At 65.9% G+C, this 14,822-nt stretch carries 11 protein-coding genes; 5 read left to right on the top strand and 6 right to left on the bottom strand.

Features of this window, described 5'->3' with window-relative positions:
- Positions 1-164: 164 nt before the first annotated feature.
- Positions 165-3,107 carry a response regulator gene (locus KY501_RS47665; protein WP_309243057.1) on the top strand — a complete coding sequence of 981 codons (2,943 nt, stop codon included), beginning with the start codon at positions 165-167 and terminating at the stop codon, positions 3,105-3,107.
- Here the strand turns inward: KY501_RS47665 and KY501_RS47660 are convergent.
- Both KY501_RS47660 and KY501_RS47655 read right to left on the bottom strand, forming a co-directional pair.
- Positions 3,097-4,743, bottom strand: a complete 1,647-nt coding sequence (locus KY501_RS47660) for a carboxylesterase/lipase family protein (RefSeq protein ID WP_224371884.1) — start codon at positions 4,741-4,743, stop codon at positions 3,097-3,099. The two genes, KY501_RS47665 and KY501_RS47660, sit on opposite strands and share 11 nt — an antisense overlap.
- A 558-nt stretch (positions 4,744-5,301) precedes the next feature.
- Positions 5,302-6,048 (bottom strand): hypothetical protein, encoded by a 747-nt coding sequence (locus KY501_RS47655; protein ID WP_224371882.1) that lies wholly within the window; start codon positions 6,046-6,048, stop codon positions 5,302-5,304.
- A gap of 867 nt (positions 6,049-6,915) precedes the next feature.
- On the opposite strand from KY501_RS47655, the gene KY501_RS47650 reads away from it, so the two are divergent.
- Together KY501_RS47650 and KY501_RS47645 are read left to right on the top strand one after the other, a co-directional pair.
- Positions 6,916-8,697, top strand: coding sequence for a hypothetical protein (locus KY501_RS47650; RefSeq protein WP_224371880.1), 1,782 nt, complete (start codon positions 6,916-6,918; stop codon positions 8,695-8,697).
- 18 nt (positions 8,698-8,715) lie between these two features.
- On the top strand, positions 8,716-9,456 hold the full coding sequence (locus KY501_RS47645; protein WP_224371878.1) for a hypothetical protein: 741 nt from the start codon (positions 8,716-8,718) through the stop codon (positions 9,454-9,456).
- 129 nt (positions 9,457-9,585) lie between these two features.
- Here KY501_RS47645 and KY501_RS47640 read toward each other — a convergent pair whose 3' ends face one another.
- Complete coding sequence (locus KY501_RS47640) at positions 9,586-9,780, bottom strand: hypothetical protein (protein WP_224371876.1); 195 nt, start codon at positions 9,778-9,780, stop codon at positions 9,586-9,588.
- A gap of 88 nt (positions 9,781-9,868) precedes the next feature.
- Positions 9,869-10,615, bottom strand: coding sequence for a hypothetical protein (locus KY501_RS47635; RefSeq protein WP_224371874.1), 747 nt, complete (start codon positions 10,613-10,615; stop codon positions 9,869-9,871).
- A 763-nt stretch (positions 10,616-11,378) separates the two neighbouring features.
- On the opposite strand from KY501_RS47635, the gene KY501_RS47630 reads away from it, so the two are divergent.
- Together KY501_RS47630 and KY501_RS47625 are read left to right on the top strand one after the other, a co-directional pair.
- The gene (locus tag KY501_RS47630) at positions 11,379-11,540 is read left to right on the top strand and encodes a hypothetical protein (RefSeq protein WP_224371872.1); all 162 of its coding nucleotides are present in this window, start codon (positions 11,379-11,381) and stop codon (positions 11,538-11,540) included.
- A gap of 18 nt (positions 11,541-11,558) precedes the next feature.
- Entirely contained in the window at positions 11,559-12,296 is a 738-nt protein-coding gene (locus KY501_RS47625) for a hypothetical protein (protein WP_224371870.1), read from the top strand.
- A gap of 24 nt (positions 12,297-12,320) precedes the next feature.
- On the opposite strand, the gene KY501_RS47620 is transcribed toward KY501_RS47625, so the two are convergent.
- Both KY501_RS47620 and KY501_RS47615 read right to left on the bottom strand, forming a co-directional pair.
- Entirely contained in the window at positions 12,321-12,698 is a 378-nt protein-coding gene (locus tag KY501_RS47620) for a hypothetical protein (RefSeq protein WP_224371868.1), read from the bottom strand.
- Positions 12,699-13,837: 1,139 nt separating this feature from the next.
- Entirely contained in the window at positions 13,838-14,785 is a 948-nt protein-coding gene (locus tag KY501_RS47615) for a DUF2381 family protein (protein WP_224371866.1), read from the bottom strand.
- Between the last annotated feature and the right edge of the window lie 37 nt (positions 14,786-14,822).

Here is a 14,822-nt window from a genome sequence, read left to right as displayed (position 1 = left end):
CTGTAAGTCCGCTCTCAAGCGCTTGGTACTTCGCCGCGATGACTTCCTCCAGGTCCATGCCTACATTGATGGGCACGATCTCGGGCACCCGCAAACTGAAACTTTATTCCTGCGCGGCTCCCTACCGGCCAACACTGGGAGCCAAGCACCCGAAGTCGCTCGGGATGCCCACCCGGCTCCTGTGGGCCGAGATCTGGGACGACATCAAGGACCGCCTGCAGACCGTCTACGAGCGGGGAGAGTCGACCTGGGACCGGGCCCTGCTGCTGGTCCTGCACCGCAACGGCTATCCCGAGGAGACCTACCACACCTTCTCCTATAGCCCGCTGATCGGCGACAGCGGCAAGGTGGAAGGGGTGTTCTGCGCCGTCTCGGAAGAGACGGACCGGGTGATCAGCGAGCGCCGCCTGGCGTCGCTCCGCGAGCTGGCCTCGCGGCTCGCTCCGGCCTCGAGCCGAACCGAGGTGATCGACGCCGTCCGGGAGGGGCTCGGCGGCAATCTGCACGATCTCCCCTTCAGCCTGACCTATCTGTTCGACGAGGAGGGCCGGGGACATCTGGCCTGCGCGACCGGGATCGAGCCCGGCCACGGCTGCGCGCCTGCGACCCTGGCCCCCAGCGGCGACATCTGGGACCTGGGCTCCGTCTGGGCCGGCGAGGCGAACGTGACGGTGGACCTCTGCAACCGCGAGGCCCTGCCGACGGGTGCCTGGGACAAGCCGCCAACCACCACCGCGGTGGTTCCGCTAGTCGGCCAGGGGGGCGAGCGCCCGCGAGGAGCGATGATCGTCGGGCTGAACCCCTACCGCCCGGTGGATGAGAGCTATGTGCCGTTCCTGAAGCTCCTGGTGGGACAGGTGGCGTCCAGCCTGGCGAGCGCCGAGGCGCACGAAGCCGCGCGCCAGCGGGCCGCGGCGCTGGCCGAGGCCGTGGAGATGCGCCAGAAGGCGGCTGAGCTCCTGCGCCAGGCCAATGAGCAGCTGACCTCCGAGGTCGAACTGCGCACCCGGGAGCGCGACCGCTTCCGCACGCTGTTCCAGCAGGCTCCCAGCTTCATGTGTACCCTGTCCGGCCCGGACCACGTGTTCGAACTGGTCAATGACGCCTACCTGCAGCTGGTCGGCCACCGCGACCTGATTGGCCTCCCGGTGCGCAAGGCCCTACCGGAGATCGAGGGCCAGGGCTTCTTCGAGCTGCTGGACGGGGTCCATGCCAAGGGCAAGCCCTTCGTGGGCCGCAACATGCCGGTGATGATCCAGCGCACGCGCGGCGGCGCACTGGAGGAGCGCTTCGTCCACCTCGTCTATCAACCGATCATGGCGCCGGACGGCAAAGTGTCCGGCATCTTCGTCGACGGCTACGACGTCACACACCAGAAGCGCGCCGAAGAGCAACTGCAGCGCCTGAACGAGACGCTCGAGCAGCGGGTCGCGGCGCGCACGGACGAGTTGGCGGAAGCGCTCGAGCGCCTGCGGCGGGAGACAGCTGAACGGCAGCAGATGGAGGCGGCTCTCCGTCAGGCCCAGAAGATCGAGGCGCTCGGCAAGCTCACGGGGGGCGTCGCCCACGACTTCAACAACCTCCTGCAGGTGATCAGCGGAAACCTGCAACTGCTGGCGAGGGACATCGCCGGCAACGCCCGGGCCGAGACCCGCGTGCAAAACGCCCTGGCCGGGGTGGCGCGAGGCTCGAAGCTGGCCTCGCAGCTCCTGGCCTTCGGCCGTCGTCAGCCGCTGGCGCCCAAGGTGGTGAACCTGGGCCGCCTGCTGAAGAACATGGACGATCTGCTGCGGCGGGCGCTGGGCGAGAACATCGAGATCGAGACCGTGGTCTCGGGCGGGCTGTGGAACACCCTGGTCGACCCGAATCAGATCGAGAACGCCATCCTCAACCTGGCGATCAACGCCCGGGACGCCATGCCGGGCGGCGGGCGGCTGACAATCGAAGCGGGTAACTCCCTGCTGGACGACGCGTACGCGCGCCAGCACGAGGAGGTGAAGCCCGGTCAATACGTGATGATCGCCGTCACCGACACCGGCACCGGGATCCCTCCGGACATCCTGGAGCGCGTGTTCGAGCCCTTCTTCAGCACCAAACCGGAGGGAAAGGGGACCGGTCTGGGGCTCTCGATGGTGCACGGACTGGTCAAGCAGTCCGGTGGCCACATCAAGATCTACAGCGAGGTCGGCGAGGGCACGACCCTCAAGCTGTACCTGCCGCGCGCCGCCCAGAGCGAGGACGTTCTCACCGACATCAGCAAGACGCCGGTGCGCGGCGGAACCGAGACCCTCCTGGTGGTCGAGGACGACGAAGATGTGCGGGAGACCGCGGTCAGTCTCCTCTCGGAGCTCGGCTACCGGGTGCTCAAGGCCCGCGATGCGGCCAGCGCCCTGAACGTCATCGAGAGCGGAATCCCGATTGATCTCCTGTTCACGGACGTGGTGATGCCCGGCCCGCTGCGGAGCCCGGAACTCGCCCGCAAGGCCAGGGAGCGTCTCCCGCACATCGGGGTGCTGTTCACCTCGGGCTACACCGAGAACGCCATCGTCCACCATGGGCGGCTGGACGCGGGCGTGGAGTTGCTCTCCAAGCCCTACACGCGCGAAGCCCTGGCCCGGAAGGTGCGGCACGTGCTGGGCAACGAGGCGCAGCATCGGCTGGTCAAGCAGCAGCGGACCGAGGCGTCCGCCCCACCCCCGGCGGCGGAGGACATGCCACGCCGCCTCACGATCATGCTGGTCGAGGATGACGAGCTCATTCGTTCAAGCACCGCCGAGTACCTCAGGGACCAGGGTCACCAGGTGATGGAGGCCCAGGACGCGGAGAGCGCGCTCTCCGCGCTCTCCACCTGCCAGGCGGATGTGCTCCTGACCGACGTGGGGCTGCCGGGGCGCTCGGGCACGGAGCTGGCGCGTGAGGCGGTCGCCCGCTGGCCGCACTTGAGGGTGATCTTCGCCAGCGGCGACGACGCGGCATCAGCGGAATCGGGCCTGGCGGACGCCGTGGTGCTGCTGAAGCCCTACACGCCCAAGGACCTGGCAGCGGCCCTGGCCAAGAAGGCGGTCCAGAGGCCCGGCAATCTTGAACGGAAAGACTTCAGCCCATGATGTTGTCCATCTTCTTTCCGACCTTGTCGAACGCGACCATGTTCTCCATGGTCGCGGCCTCGACGTGCTGCTGCATGAAGTCCGACTTCACCTGGGTAGACTCGCCCAGCACGAGCGTCCTGTCCTGCCCTGCCTTGTCCTGGGGCCACTCGGGCCCCGTGACGGCTGAAGGCGTGCCGCTTATGGCGAACGTGACGACGTATTCATTGGCGAGGGCCGCCACCCTTCGGTCCTTCTCCGTGACCTCGACCGGCTCCTTGGGTTTGCCCGGCGGAAAGGGTGGGGCGTAGGCGAGCGTGTCCATGGTGAAGGCGACGTCGTCACCGTGACGTGTCCCATCCGGGACCGTGGCGCGGTGGTTCTCCGCCGTGTAGTCGAAGTAGTAGCGCCAGGTGGGCGCGATCTTGCTATGCGCCTTTGCGATGTTGTACGTCGTCACGGTGAAGACCGCGTCGCGCGTCAGGCGGCGACCGACCTTGCTTCGGACGTCCCCTGCCTCCGACGCGAGATCCGGGTAGTAGTTCCTCGGGACATCGGGATTCGGGATGGGCGCAGGCAGGCCAGTCGCCGCCAGGAGGAGGACGGAGCCCGTGTCTATCCCGGGGACATCGAGCACCACGCTGCCATCATCGCTGGTGTTGCCGATGATGAGCGGCAATGCCGCCACCTCGCCCTTCAGGAAGCTATCGATGACCCCGGCCGCGTTGGGCAGCACGGAGTCTCCGCTGATCGCGACCGGAGAGTTCGACGTCCCCTGGAGCTGCTGCGGGGTGAGCTTGCCGTCCATGTTCATGATGTCGCGCGCCGACAGCCCGCGGAGCTGCTCGGCGGTCACGTCCGTCCCGCTCACCTTGAGCAGGCCCATGAGCTTCTTGCCGCGATTGAGCGCCTGCGTCTGGCTGGCCTCGGGGAACCTGTACACGCTCTGGGCGATCCCCTGGTGGAACAGGGGTTTGTCGCGTCCTTCGCGGACGAGCGGTGAGGCGAACAGCGCGAGCACGCTCCTGGCGCCGGCGGATTGACCGAAGATGGTCACCTTGTCCGGATCGCCCCCGAACGCCGCGATGTTCCGCTGCACCCACTCGAGCGCCGCGATCTGATCGAGCAGCCCGAAGTTGTTCACGCGAGGCTCATTTTTCTCGAGGCGCTCCTTCTCGAGCGCCTCGTGCGCGAAGAAGCCGAGGGCGCCCATTCGGTAGTTGAGGGTGACCAGGATCACTCCCCGCTTCACCAGGGGCGCCCCGTGATAGACAGGCAGCCTGCCTGCGCCAATGATGTAGGCGCCGCCGTGGATCCACACCATGACCGGGAGCTTCGAGGCGCCTGCCGCACGCTCGGGCGTCCAGACGTTGAGATAGAGGCAATCCTCATCCATGGTGCCCGGATCGCCGCCGCCGACCAGGATGCAATTCTGCTGATTCTGGAGGCAAGACGCGGTTCTTCTGGGCTCCTCAACGTCGGAGGGGCGCGGCTCGGTCCAGTGCTGGACGGGTCGCGGCGCCCGCCAGCGCCCCTCTTGCCCCGTGGGTGGCGCAGCGTAGGGGATACCCATGTAAGCAACGACGCCTGGCTCGATGAGGGCGCCTTGAACCGGGCCCTCGACGGTCTCGACAGACGGAGTGGTTTTGATAGTCATTCGTTTGATTCCTTGCGGTAGGTAGCTTTCAGAGTGCCTAACAAACGTCCCTTCCGAGGGGTATTGCCCCAGGGAGTGCACTCCAGTCCTGATTTTGACTGATTCACAGACATGGCCCCGGAAGTGCTCGGGGAAGAGCCGCTACGGGTTGTGAGAGATGGTAAACGGCATCGCCTGAATCTGGGCGACGACTGGCGGAAGCAAACCCCCAAGCATCATCTGCGACTCGTTCTCATTTGCGCCCAAGGCGCAGGGCTGGATCGCCCGCTCTAGTGTTTGCCCTTCCTGGTAGCTGCGAGGCACTTCATAGGCCTGCCTACCGGCGGCTCACCATTGAGATCTTTGTTGAATTGACAGGGAACGAAGAGTGTGGCTGGGGGACGGAGGTGGAGACAGTCTCCGGCCATGAGCCGCTAGACAGCCGTTCGGTTCCACTCCAAGTGGAGCGTGGCAATCACAGCAGCTTGCATACGAGTCCCCCTGCAGGTGGATGCAGAAAGGCCCCGCGTCCCCTCCTTCGGGAACGCGGGGCCCTGTCTCACCCCTTCGAGACGACGATCAGCTGATCGTCAACAGCGGCTTCGGCAGCTCGCTGACCGCAGGCAGCTCACCATTGAGTGCCTCGACCAGCCGGCTCACCTGCTCCACGGGAATCCCCTTGAAGTCCAGCACCGCCTTACCCTTCTGGTTGCGCACCGTCACCTTGACCAGCGTGCCCGTGCCCCGCGGGAAGCGCAGCGCCACCGCCTCACTGTACTGCTCGGCCAGCACCAGCGACTCGGACGGCAACGGCTTGGTGGACGCAGGCTTGCGCTTGCGCTGCAACGCCATGCGCATCTGATCCACGCTGCACGCACCGAACGGCTGCACGCTCACCTGCCCCTTCTCATCCGGCACCTCGATGGGCGTGGGGCCCGGCTCCTCCGCGTTCACCTCCACGTCCGCTGCCTCCTTGTAGCTCAGCAGCAGATTCAGGCACGTCACGCCGAAGCGGCGCGCCACGGGCTCGCTGAAGGCTCGCGCCACCGTCCCGTACATGCTCAGCGTCGCCTGCGACAAATCCGCCAGCTTCTGGCTGAAGTACTCCCGCGCGTCCTTGTACCCCGCCTTCTCCGCCATCCGCTTGTCCACGATGTGGTTATAGAGCTGCCCCATGCGGTGGTAGTTGCTGTTGCCCTGCGCCATCAGCTGCAGCAGCTCGCTGCCCAACTGCTCCAGCGTCGCGTCCTCCGGGATGGCGGAGCTGGCGACCACGCCCTGCCCAGTGCCGCGAGTGACATCCTTGAACTTCAACAGATTGAACATGGGTGTTTCTCCCCCTGGGAACGCACCATGCGTCCCGGCCGCTTGATGTTGCGGTTGAGCAGCCCCAAAGCACATGGCGCGCCACACCCTGGGTTCTTGTGAAAACAGCGGCTTACAAAAACAGACTGCCGGGGACCGTCCGCGTCCGCGGACGATTCGTCCGCGTTGGGAGACGGTGCGAAAAAAAGAGGCGAGATCCCGAGAGCTTACGAAGGTACAGCTCCAAACGCCGCGCGGACGTGCCCTGATAAGCCGTTGAATTGTCGAGGGTGAGCTACCCAGCTCATGACTACGACCGTCCACGTTCGCGGACGGTGCTGCCGATCGCCACTTCTGACGCCGTCAGAAGTTCTCACGCACCGCGGCTCTCCACGAGGCCCCACCCCGATCGCCACTTCTGACGCCGTCAGAAGTAGCCACTCACCGCATCTCTCCGGAGGGCCCCGCCCGATCGCCACTTCTGACGCCGTCAGCAGTAGCCTCTCACCGCATCGCATGGGAGGGTCGCCCTGCCGAGGAGGTCTCATGCCGGAGTTGGTGTTCTTTCGCCGCTGGGGCTGGCTCGCTCCTCCCTCTTCAAGCGCCTCAAGCTGTGAGGGCTTAGCTTGGAGGAAGACGGAGCCCACTGAGGACAAGGCCGCTCCGTGGGATGGGGCTCTGACCTTGGAGATCGTCGTCACGCAGAGTCTGGCGCCACGTGCTGCAGCGCAACGACTTGGGCGCGTGGCGAGCGACCCAGCAGATAGGGCAGACGCAGCGGCGCGTCTCTACGTGGAGAGGGGCGAAGGACGGCGCCACCCGGCGGCTCCTCCTCTTCCCCGTGGCAGCCCTCTACCCTGATCACCTCCTCGCAAGAAGGGGTGACACATGCTGCTGGCGAGTCAGACCTCGCGGTTCCGTGCGGCTGTCACCCTCTGGCTACTGGCTGTCTTCGTCGCGCCCGGGGCACACGCCTCTGACGAGACGAACAAGATGCGGGCCGTTGTGGGGGCGGGAGTCTCGCAGGGCACCGCGCTGGGCAGCCCCTGGGCGCCGCGCACCTCGTACAGCGTGAGCCTGTGGGGCCTATGGGACGCAGGCCAGGGGATTGGGGCACGCTTGACGTTGCTGCCCAAGCCCACCTCCGCAGGAGCGTGGGAGCTGTCCACGGACGCGGTGGCGCGCTTCACGGGCGAGGGGCCCGTGTACTTCAAGGCCCTCGGTGGAGGAGCCATCACCCCTCGCCCCTTGTCGTCTCCACGGCTGCGCGCCGGGGGCGAAGTCGGGGTGCACGCCATCCGGGGGAGCATTGGCCTGGAGGTGGGCCTTGCTGGCGTGTACGCGTTCTCGCCCTCCCAACTCGCGCACGGGGAAGGAGTCGTCTCGCTCGGGGTGGGCATCCTCTTCGGCTTCGGCGCACCGTCACGTGCGCCAGTCCTCGCCCAGCCTCAGCGCCCCTGGGCCCAGCAGTCCGCCCAGAGTCCAGGCGGTGCCTTCCAGCAACAGGGCCCAAGCCCCACGTCTGTGGCAGAGGTGAGGACGACTGAGTACTCGCCCGCTCCTTCGGAGGTGGCGCACATCCCCTCCGGCGAGCGGGATGTCATTCAGCAGATTCTGCTCCTGCGAAAACCCAGGGACGTCGCGCTCTGGTGGACCTCGGGCCCTGGGGAGGACATTCAGCACTGGACCCACCCGCTGTCCCGGTGGGAGCGCCAATACGCCGAGGCCCTGAGCGAGGAGACAGTGCCCGAGCCCCTCCGCATGTGGCCACTGGTGACGCCGGAGCGCCTCACCCCTGAGCAGACCGAGGACATGGAACGACGGCTGGGCACAGGAGCGGCCTCCGCCGAGGGGTATGCCCACTGGGAGAACCGGCGGCGCATCGTCAAACACTACGTGTGGACGCACCCAGCCACCCTTCAGCTCTCGCTGGGGCTCTATGGGTTGGCCAGGGATTCCAACCCACTGCACTTCGCGCTGGAGCGTGGGTGGCAGATGGGCAGCGGCCAGGAGATGTTCACCGAGCAGGAGATGTCCAGGCTCGGCGCGGCCCAGGAGTTCTTCACGGCGCTGGCGGTGGGAGTGGCCAGTGGCAAGTTGCTCACCGCCACGCGGCCCGTGCCCGGGTGGGGTGTCCCGGAACCGGTGGAGCCGGTAGGCCCTGGCAGGGTGGAGGCTCCGCCCGCTCCGCCGAGAGCCGTGGCACCGGCTCCGGAACCCGCTCCGGCGCCAGCACCGCCCCCTCCGGCGCCGGGCACCCTCGCGCCCTCTCCAGAACTGGTCCAAGCGCTCACGGGCAAGAACCCAACACCGCCGGTACCTGTCGGCCCACGCCTGCTCCAGGACACCACCGTCAAGCCGACGGTGCCAAGGCCGCTCAAGACGGACCGCCCCATCAGCCCCAGCCCCAGCCAGAACGCGCAACTCCAGAGAGACATCGAGTACCTGGATAAGCTAGGTGCCGAGAACATCCGAGTGAACCAGCAGCAGCTCAACCTGGAGAACAAGGAACGCGTGGGAATCAATCGGCCGGATCTACAATTCGACTACAAGGGCCGTCGCTACTCTGTGGAGTACGACTCACCGACTTCGGGCCGTGGCCCTGGCCACCAGTCGCGCCTCACCGCCAACGACCCGGAAGGCGAGGTCATCCTGATCATCATCCCCTGAGGAATGAGGCGTGCTTGAATGACACATGAGATGAAGGGACTGCTGCTGGACGACTGCTGGGCGCCTGTCACGTCGGAGATGGGCTTCCTGGAACTCGGTGCGGAGCAGGCGGCGCAAGCCTTCGCCACGTGGCAGAGAGGACTGCCGACGTCCCATGGCTTCACCGTGGAGGTACTTCCCGTCACGGGCACCCTGGAGCAAGCCCTCTCCAGCCTGCTGCCCCTGACCAGTGGGGAGAGGCAGCGGCGGTACCTGTTCATCCCGACGCGCAGCGCTTGGACCGCCTACGTCAACAGCGTGTGGACGGGAACGGATGCCGCCAGCCCCATGCGCTACATGGCCCGGTGGCTGAGCATCCAGTGCCTGCGGGTGGTCGCCGTGCCCCACACGCTAAGCGGGGACCGAGGCCGCTATGGTGCGGTGATGCTGGATCTGTTCGGCCCGGAGCAGCCGGGGAAGATCAACAACTATGTGCGAGCCCTGGAGGTTGCCAATGACGGGGGCCACTGGGTCTTCGAGCAGTCGGGTGAGCCCTTCCCCTTCGAGCAGGTAGAACAGTACCAGGCGCGCCGGGTCAGGGACCGCTTCACCTTTGAGATGCTCAAGGACTACCTACGACACCTGGGGCTGGCTCCCTTCGAGGAGGACTTCTACCTGCCTCCGGGCTCCTGCGCGTGGCTCATCCAGAAGACGGGCCCCTTCGACACCGTCGGGCGGGAGTACACGCTGGAAGAAGTCCGCGCCGCCCGCGTGTTGTGACGCACCCCAGGCGGATGACAGTCTTCGCTGGCCCGCGCTTCCGGGGGATCACTTAGACTCTTGGAAGAGCAACGATCCTTGGGTGGGCTTGGCACTCCAAGCACGCGAAGCGGGATTGCCCTTGACGATTCACTGCGTCAGCCACCGGCACTCGCAGGAGGCGGCGTCCGCCGTGCCGTGCGGCGTGCCAAGCCTCGGCTCCAGGCACCACGGACACCACAGCTGGCTGTGCTCCCGCCGCAGCATGCTCTCGAGGAAGATGGGGAAACAGCTCACGCACCGGGCGTAACCGAGCCGCAGCGTGGCAATCGCAACAATGGGCATACAGGTTCCCCCTCAGGTGAATGCAGAAAGGCCCCGCGTCCCCTCCTTCGGGAACGCGGGGCCCTGACTCACCCCTTCGAGACGACCATCAGCTGATCGTCAACAGCGGCTTCGGCAGCTCGCTGACCGCAGGCAGCTCACCCCCGAGCGCCTCGGCCAACTTGCTCACCTGCTCCAAGGGAATCCCCTTGATGTCCAGCACCGCCTTGCCCTTCTGGTTGCGCACCGTCACCTTGACCAGCGTGCCCGTGCCCTTGGGGAAGCGCTGCGCCACCGCCTCACTGTACTGCTCGGCCAGCACCAGCGACTCGGACGGCAACGGCTTGGTGGACGCAGGCTTGCGCTTGCGCTGCAACGCCATGCGCATCTGATCCACGCTGCACGCACCGAACGGCTGCACGCTCACCTGCCCCTTCTCATCCGGCACCTCGATGGGCGTGGGGCCCGGCTCCTCCGCGTTCACCTCCACGTCCGCTGCCTCCTTGTAGCTCAGCAGCAGGTTCAGGCACGTCACGCCGAAGCGGCGCGCCACGGGCTCACTGAAGACTCGCGCCACCGTCCCGTACATGCTCAGCGTCGCCTGCGACAAGTCCGCCAGCTTCTTGCTGAAGTACTCCCGCGCGTCCTTGTACCCCGCCTTCTCCGCCATCCGCTTCTCCACGATGTGGTTGTAGAGCTGCCCCATGCGGTGGTAGTTGCTGTTGCCCTGCGCCATCAGCTGCAGCAGCTCGCTGCCCAACTGCTCCAGCGTCGCGTCCTCCGGGATGGCGGAGCTGGCGACCACGCCCTGTGCAGCAGCGCGAGTGACATCCTTGAACTTCAACAGATTGAACATGGGTGTTTCTCCCCCTGGGAACGCACCATGCGTCCCGGCCGCTTGATGTTGCGGTTGAGCAGCCCCAAAGCACATGGCGCGCCAACCCCTGGCTGCTTGTGAAAACAGCCGCTTACGAAAACAGGCTGCCGGGGACCGTCCGCGTCCGCGGACGCTTCGTCCGCGTTGGGAGACGGTGCGAAAAAAAGAGGCGAGATTCCGAGCGCTTACGGAGGTACAGCTCCAAACGCCGCGCGGACGTGCCCTGATAAACCGTTGAATTGTCGAGGGTGAGTCGCCCCGCTCATGACTACGACCGTCCGCGTTCGCGGACGGTGCTGCCCATCGCCACTTCTGACGCCGTCAGAAGTTCTCACGCGCCGCAACTCTCCACGAGGCCCCACCCCGATCGCCACTTCAGACGCCGTCAGCAGTCGCCGCTCACCGCATCTCTCTGGAGGGCCCCTACCCCGATCGCCACTTCTGACGCCGTCAGCAGTCGCCGCTCACCGCATCGCATGGGAGGGTCGCCCTGCTGAGGAGGTCTCATGCCGGAGTTGGTGTTCTTCCGCCGCGGAGAGGGTGCGGGATTTGAACTCCACCAACGGGACGTTCCTCAACGGGTGCGCCTGTTCGAGGCCGAGCTCCCGCTGACCACCGCCCTGCGCGTGGGCGAGATCGAGCTGCTCTTCGAGCCGCTGTCTCAGCGACAGCCACTGGCGGCCTTCCACGGCATCGTGGGACGAACCCGGCGGTGCGGCAGTTGGTGGAGTTCCTCTAGCGGGTGGCGCCCTCCCCTTTCCCGGTCACAGTGCTGGGCGAGTCCGGAACCGGCAAGGAGCTACTCTGTGGAGTACGACTCACCGACTCGGGCCGTGGCCCTGGCCACCAGTCGCGCCTCACCGCCATCGACCCGGAAGGCGAGGTCATCCAGATCATCCCCTGAGGAATGAGGCGTGCTTGAATGACACATGAGATGAAGGGACTGCTGCTGGACGACTGCTGGGCGCCTGTCACGTCGGAGATGGGCTTCCTGGAACTCGGTGCGGAGCAGGCGGCGCAAGCCTTCGCCACGTGGCAGAGAGGACTGCCAACGTCCCATGGCTTCACCGTGGAGGTGCTCCCCGTCACGGGCACCCTGGAGCAAGTCCTCTCCCGCCTGCTGCCCCTGAGTGGTGGGGAGACACAGCGGCGCCTGTTCATCCCAACGCGCAGCGCCTGGACCGCCTACGTCACCAACCAGTGGACCGGGACGGATGCCGCCAGCCCCATGAGCGTCATGGCCCGGTGGCTGAGCATCCAGTGCCTGCGGGTGGTCGCCGTGCCCCACACGCTGCGCGGGAATCAAGGCCGCTATGGCGCGGTGATGCTGGATCTGTTCGGCCCGGCGCAGCCGGGGAAGATCAACAACTATGTGCGAGCCCTGGAGGTTGCCAATGACGGGGGCCACTGGGTCTTCGAGCAGTCGGGTGAGCCCTTCCCCTTCGAGCAGGTGGAGCAGTACCAGGCGCGCCGGGTGAGGGACCGCTTCACCTTTGAGATGCTCAAGGACTACCTGCTCCACCTGGGGCTGGCTCCTTTCGGGGAGGACTTCTACCTGCCTCCGGGCTCCTGCGCGTGGCTCATCCAGAAGACGGGCCCCTCCACCACCGTCGGTCGGGAGTACACGCTGGAGCAGGCTCGCGCGGCCCACGTGTTGTGACTCCTGACACGGGCCAAAGGAGGGTCAGAGGACAGTACTAAGGTTTGTGTTGACACCGGGGGGAAAACGCCCCTGCCAATTGTAGTAAAACCCCTTGTTGTCATAAAAACTCAGGAACGAGAACGTGTCCTGGATCACGTACAGATACACGGTTTCGTCAGAAGGATAGGCCACCCCCTGGGAGGGCAGGAGACAAAACACATCTATCCAATTTCCGTTCGGGTACGTTCTCAAAATGGCAACCGGAGAGGAAAGGTCGTTGTAAATGCCAGCTGCTTGAGCATCTCTCTCGACTGCTTTTGTCTGCACCGCCTTCTCGGACGGAGGTTTCCCAGTGGGAACTTGAACCGTCTGGAATTTGATCGCGCGCGCACTGGAGTTCGTTTCCGGGTCGATAGCCATTCGTTCACCTTTCGAGGGCTGTGCCTCATTGCCGTCGAATGCAACCTTGAGGCCAAGCCAAACCTCTCGGCGCGAGGCTCAGCTGCTATGGAATGGGCCCAAATGGGGGCCACGCTGACATGTCAAGTCCCGCGGCTGACATGTCAGCGCGGAGGGTTGACATGTCGGTCTCCAGGCGAAGCCTGCTTTATGCCAGCACTGACTATTGGGTCCAGTGCTTTCACGAGCTCAAAAACTGCCTCCCCTGGAGATAGCACGCGCAACTTTGGCCCAGCGACTACTGGACTGTCTTACGAGTTCTTGGACATGGTCGCGATCGGTACCTGAGCTTGCGAGGGGACCTGCCGGAAGCGACCGAGCCGAACCTGTCCAACTGTCCAACAGGTTTGTGCCACGCGTCGCCGCCAGGGCCTCAAGTCCGTGGATTCCTGGCTCAGGATGCGAACCACACCCGCCTTGGGGTACCGCTCCTTCTCGGCGGACAACAGCACCTACGTGCGGTGACGTGGACACAGCGCGATCCGCACTGGTAGCGTTGGGGGGTCTTCACCTGAGAAAAGGTATGGAGGATGAGGTTGATGACGTATGGGCGCGGTTGCCAATCGAGCGCTGAGTGCGAGCCACCGTTGGGCTGCCTCTATGCGTACCGGTACGGGCGCAGCGTGTGCACGGATAGCCAGTGCACCAACGATGCGCAGTGCCCAGGCCCGCCCCTGTCACCCAGGCTCTCCAGAGGAGTGTCCTGAGGGCTTCTTCTGCGTGGACACGACGCCCGAGCCCGCGTGTCTGCCCACCTGCGAGCAGCGAGGATGCCCCGAAGGCCAACAGTGCCTGCATTTCAGCGAGGGCTCTTCCCAGTGCATGCAAGCGTATGGCTCCAACTGCCAGCAGACGCCCTGTCCCGAGGGCCAGAATTGCCACATGCTTCCGGATCCGCCTCAGCCCGGCAAGGCGTGGCTCTGGTGCGTCGAATTGTGCGGTAAGGATTACCCTCCTTGTTCCACTGAGAAGGTGTGTGACGGCTGGAAGTGCATCCCTGCTTGCGACCCTCGAGGCCCTGCCGTCTGCGCCGAGGGGTTTCTGTGCCGGCAGGAGGAGCCAGACTCACTTTTGGGATGTCGTCCGGATTGGTAGCAGAGTCAGTGAGCGGTTGAACCCGGTGCTGGAGGGAACACCACGCCCTCCACCGTGACGCTGCGCGCGCCACCCGCCTCCCAGAGCTTGAGGGTGTAGGTGCCTTGAGCGTCCTTTGGGGAGGCCTCGGCTTCCACCACCACGCTCTGTGACCATCCCAGTGCAATCGGTGCGGCCTGCCAGAGCGGGAGCACCGGCACCTCCCGCCCGTGCGCATCCACCAGAGTGGCGCCCTCGGCCACCCAGGGCTGCACTCCGGAGAGGAGTTGCAGCTTCAACTCCACCGCGACCCGGATCCTGGAGCGGTAGCTCCACACCCGCTTCGCATCCAACGCACTGCCCTTGCGCACGGTATAGCGCTGCGAGGGATAGGAGAGGTTTTCGGAGGCAATGCCTCCCAAGTCCCCACCCATGAGCCCCACGCTCACCAAGCCCCGCAGTCCCTCGGGCTTGCCCTGGGAGGCGCGCAGTTGGGCATTCTCCTCCTGGCACTGGCGCACCTGCTCCTCTTGCTCGGCCACCTCGCGCTGGTAGGACTCCACTGTGCGCGGCTTGCGTTGCACCTCCACCTGCCGCGCCGCTCGGGCCGGGTGCACGTAGAGCAGCACCGTGGCCACGGCTGGCGCCGCCCCGTCCCCGAAGCGCACCGTCAGCTTGCGCCACTCGCCGGGCAGCAGGCGTACCGAGGGCACCAGTGCCACCACTCCAGGCCCTTGTGCCAGCCGAAGCTCCTGCTCGGTGGCCTGCACCTCCACCGCCCCAGGCGCCAGCGGCGTGTCGAAGAGCAGGTTGGTGGCCACCTCCGGGCTGAGGCACAACACAGGCGGTGCGCTCAGCTCAGCGGAGAGCACCAGAGGCTGGGGCGCGGCCTCACAGTCCGGTGGACTGGGAGCAGCCTCCACCCCGGGCGTGGCGGCGAGCACGGCGGACAACAGCGGCAGGGCGGCGAGCACGGCGAGGTGACCTCCTAGGATGGCAGGCGGCAACGTG

The organism is Hyalangium versicolor (assembly GCF_020103695.1).
Classification (GTDB): Bacteria; Myxococcota; Myxococcia; order Myxococcales; family Myxococcaceae; genus Hyalangium; species Hyalangium versicolor.
Note: the sequence above shows the minus strand (reverse complement) of the source record. Positions and strands in the feature narration are given on the sequence as shown.

Excerpts from the sequence above, each read along its gene's own strand:
- KY501_RS47665 (WP_309243057.1), top strand. The coding sequence starts at position 165 with ATGCCCACCCGGCTCCTGTGGGCCGAGATCTGGGACGACATCAAGGAC.
- KY501_RS47660 (WP_224371884.1), bottom strand. The coding sequence starts at position 4,743 with ATGACTATCAAAACCACTCCGTCTGTCGAGACCGTCGAGGGCCCGGTT.
- KY501_RS47655 (WP_224371882.1), bottom strand. The coding sequence starts at position 6,048 with ATGTTCAATCTGTTGAAGTTCAAGGATGTCACTCGCGGCACTGGGCAG.
- KY501_RS47650 (WP_224371880.1), top strand. The coding sequence starts at position 6,916 with ATGCTGCTGGCGAGTCAGACCTCGCGGTTCCGTGCGGCTGTCACCCTC.
- KY501_RS47645 (WP_224371878.1), top strand. The coding sequence starts at position 8,716 with ATGACACATGAGATGAAGGGACTGCTGCTGGACGACTGCTGGGCGCCT.
- KY501_RS47640 (WP_224371876.1), bottom strand. The coding sequence starts at position 9,780 with ATGCCCATTGTTGCGATTGCCACGCTGCGGCTCGGTTACGCCCGGTGC.
- KY501_RS47635 (WP_224371874.1), bottom strand. The coding sequence starts at position 10,615 with ATGTTCAATCTGTTGAAGTTCAAGGATGTCACTCGCGCTGCTGCACAG.
- KY501_RS47625 (WP_224371870.1), top strand. The coding sequence starts at position 11,559 with ATGACACATGAGATGAAGGGACTGCTGCTGGACGACTGCTGGGCGCCT.
- KY501_RS47620 (WP_224371868.1), bottom strand. The coding sequence starts at position 12,698 with ATGGCTATCGACCCGGAAACGAACTCCAGTGCGCGCGCGATCAAATTC.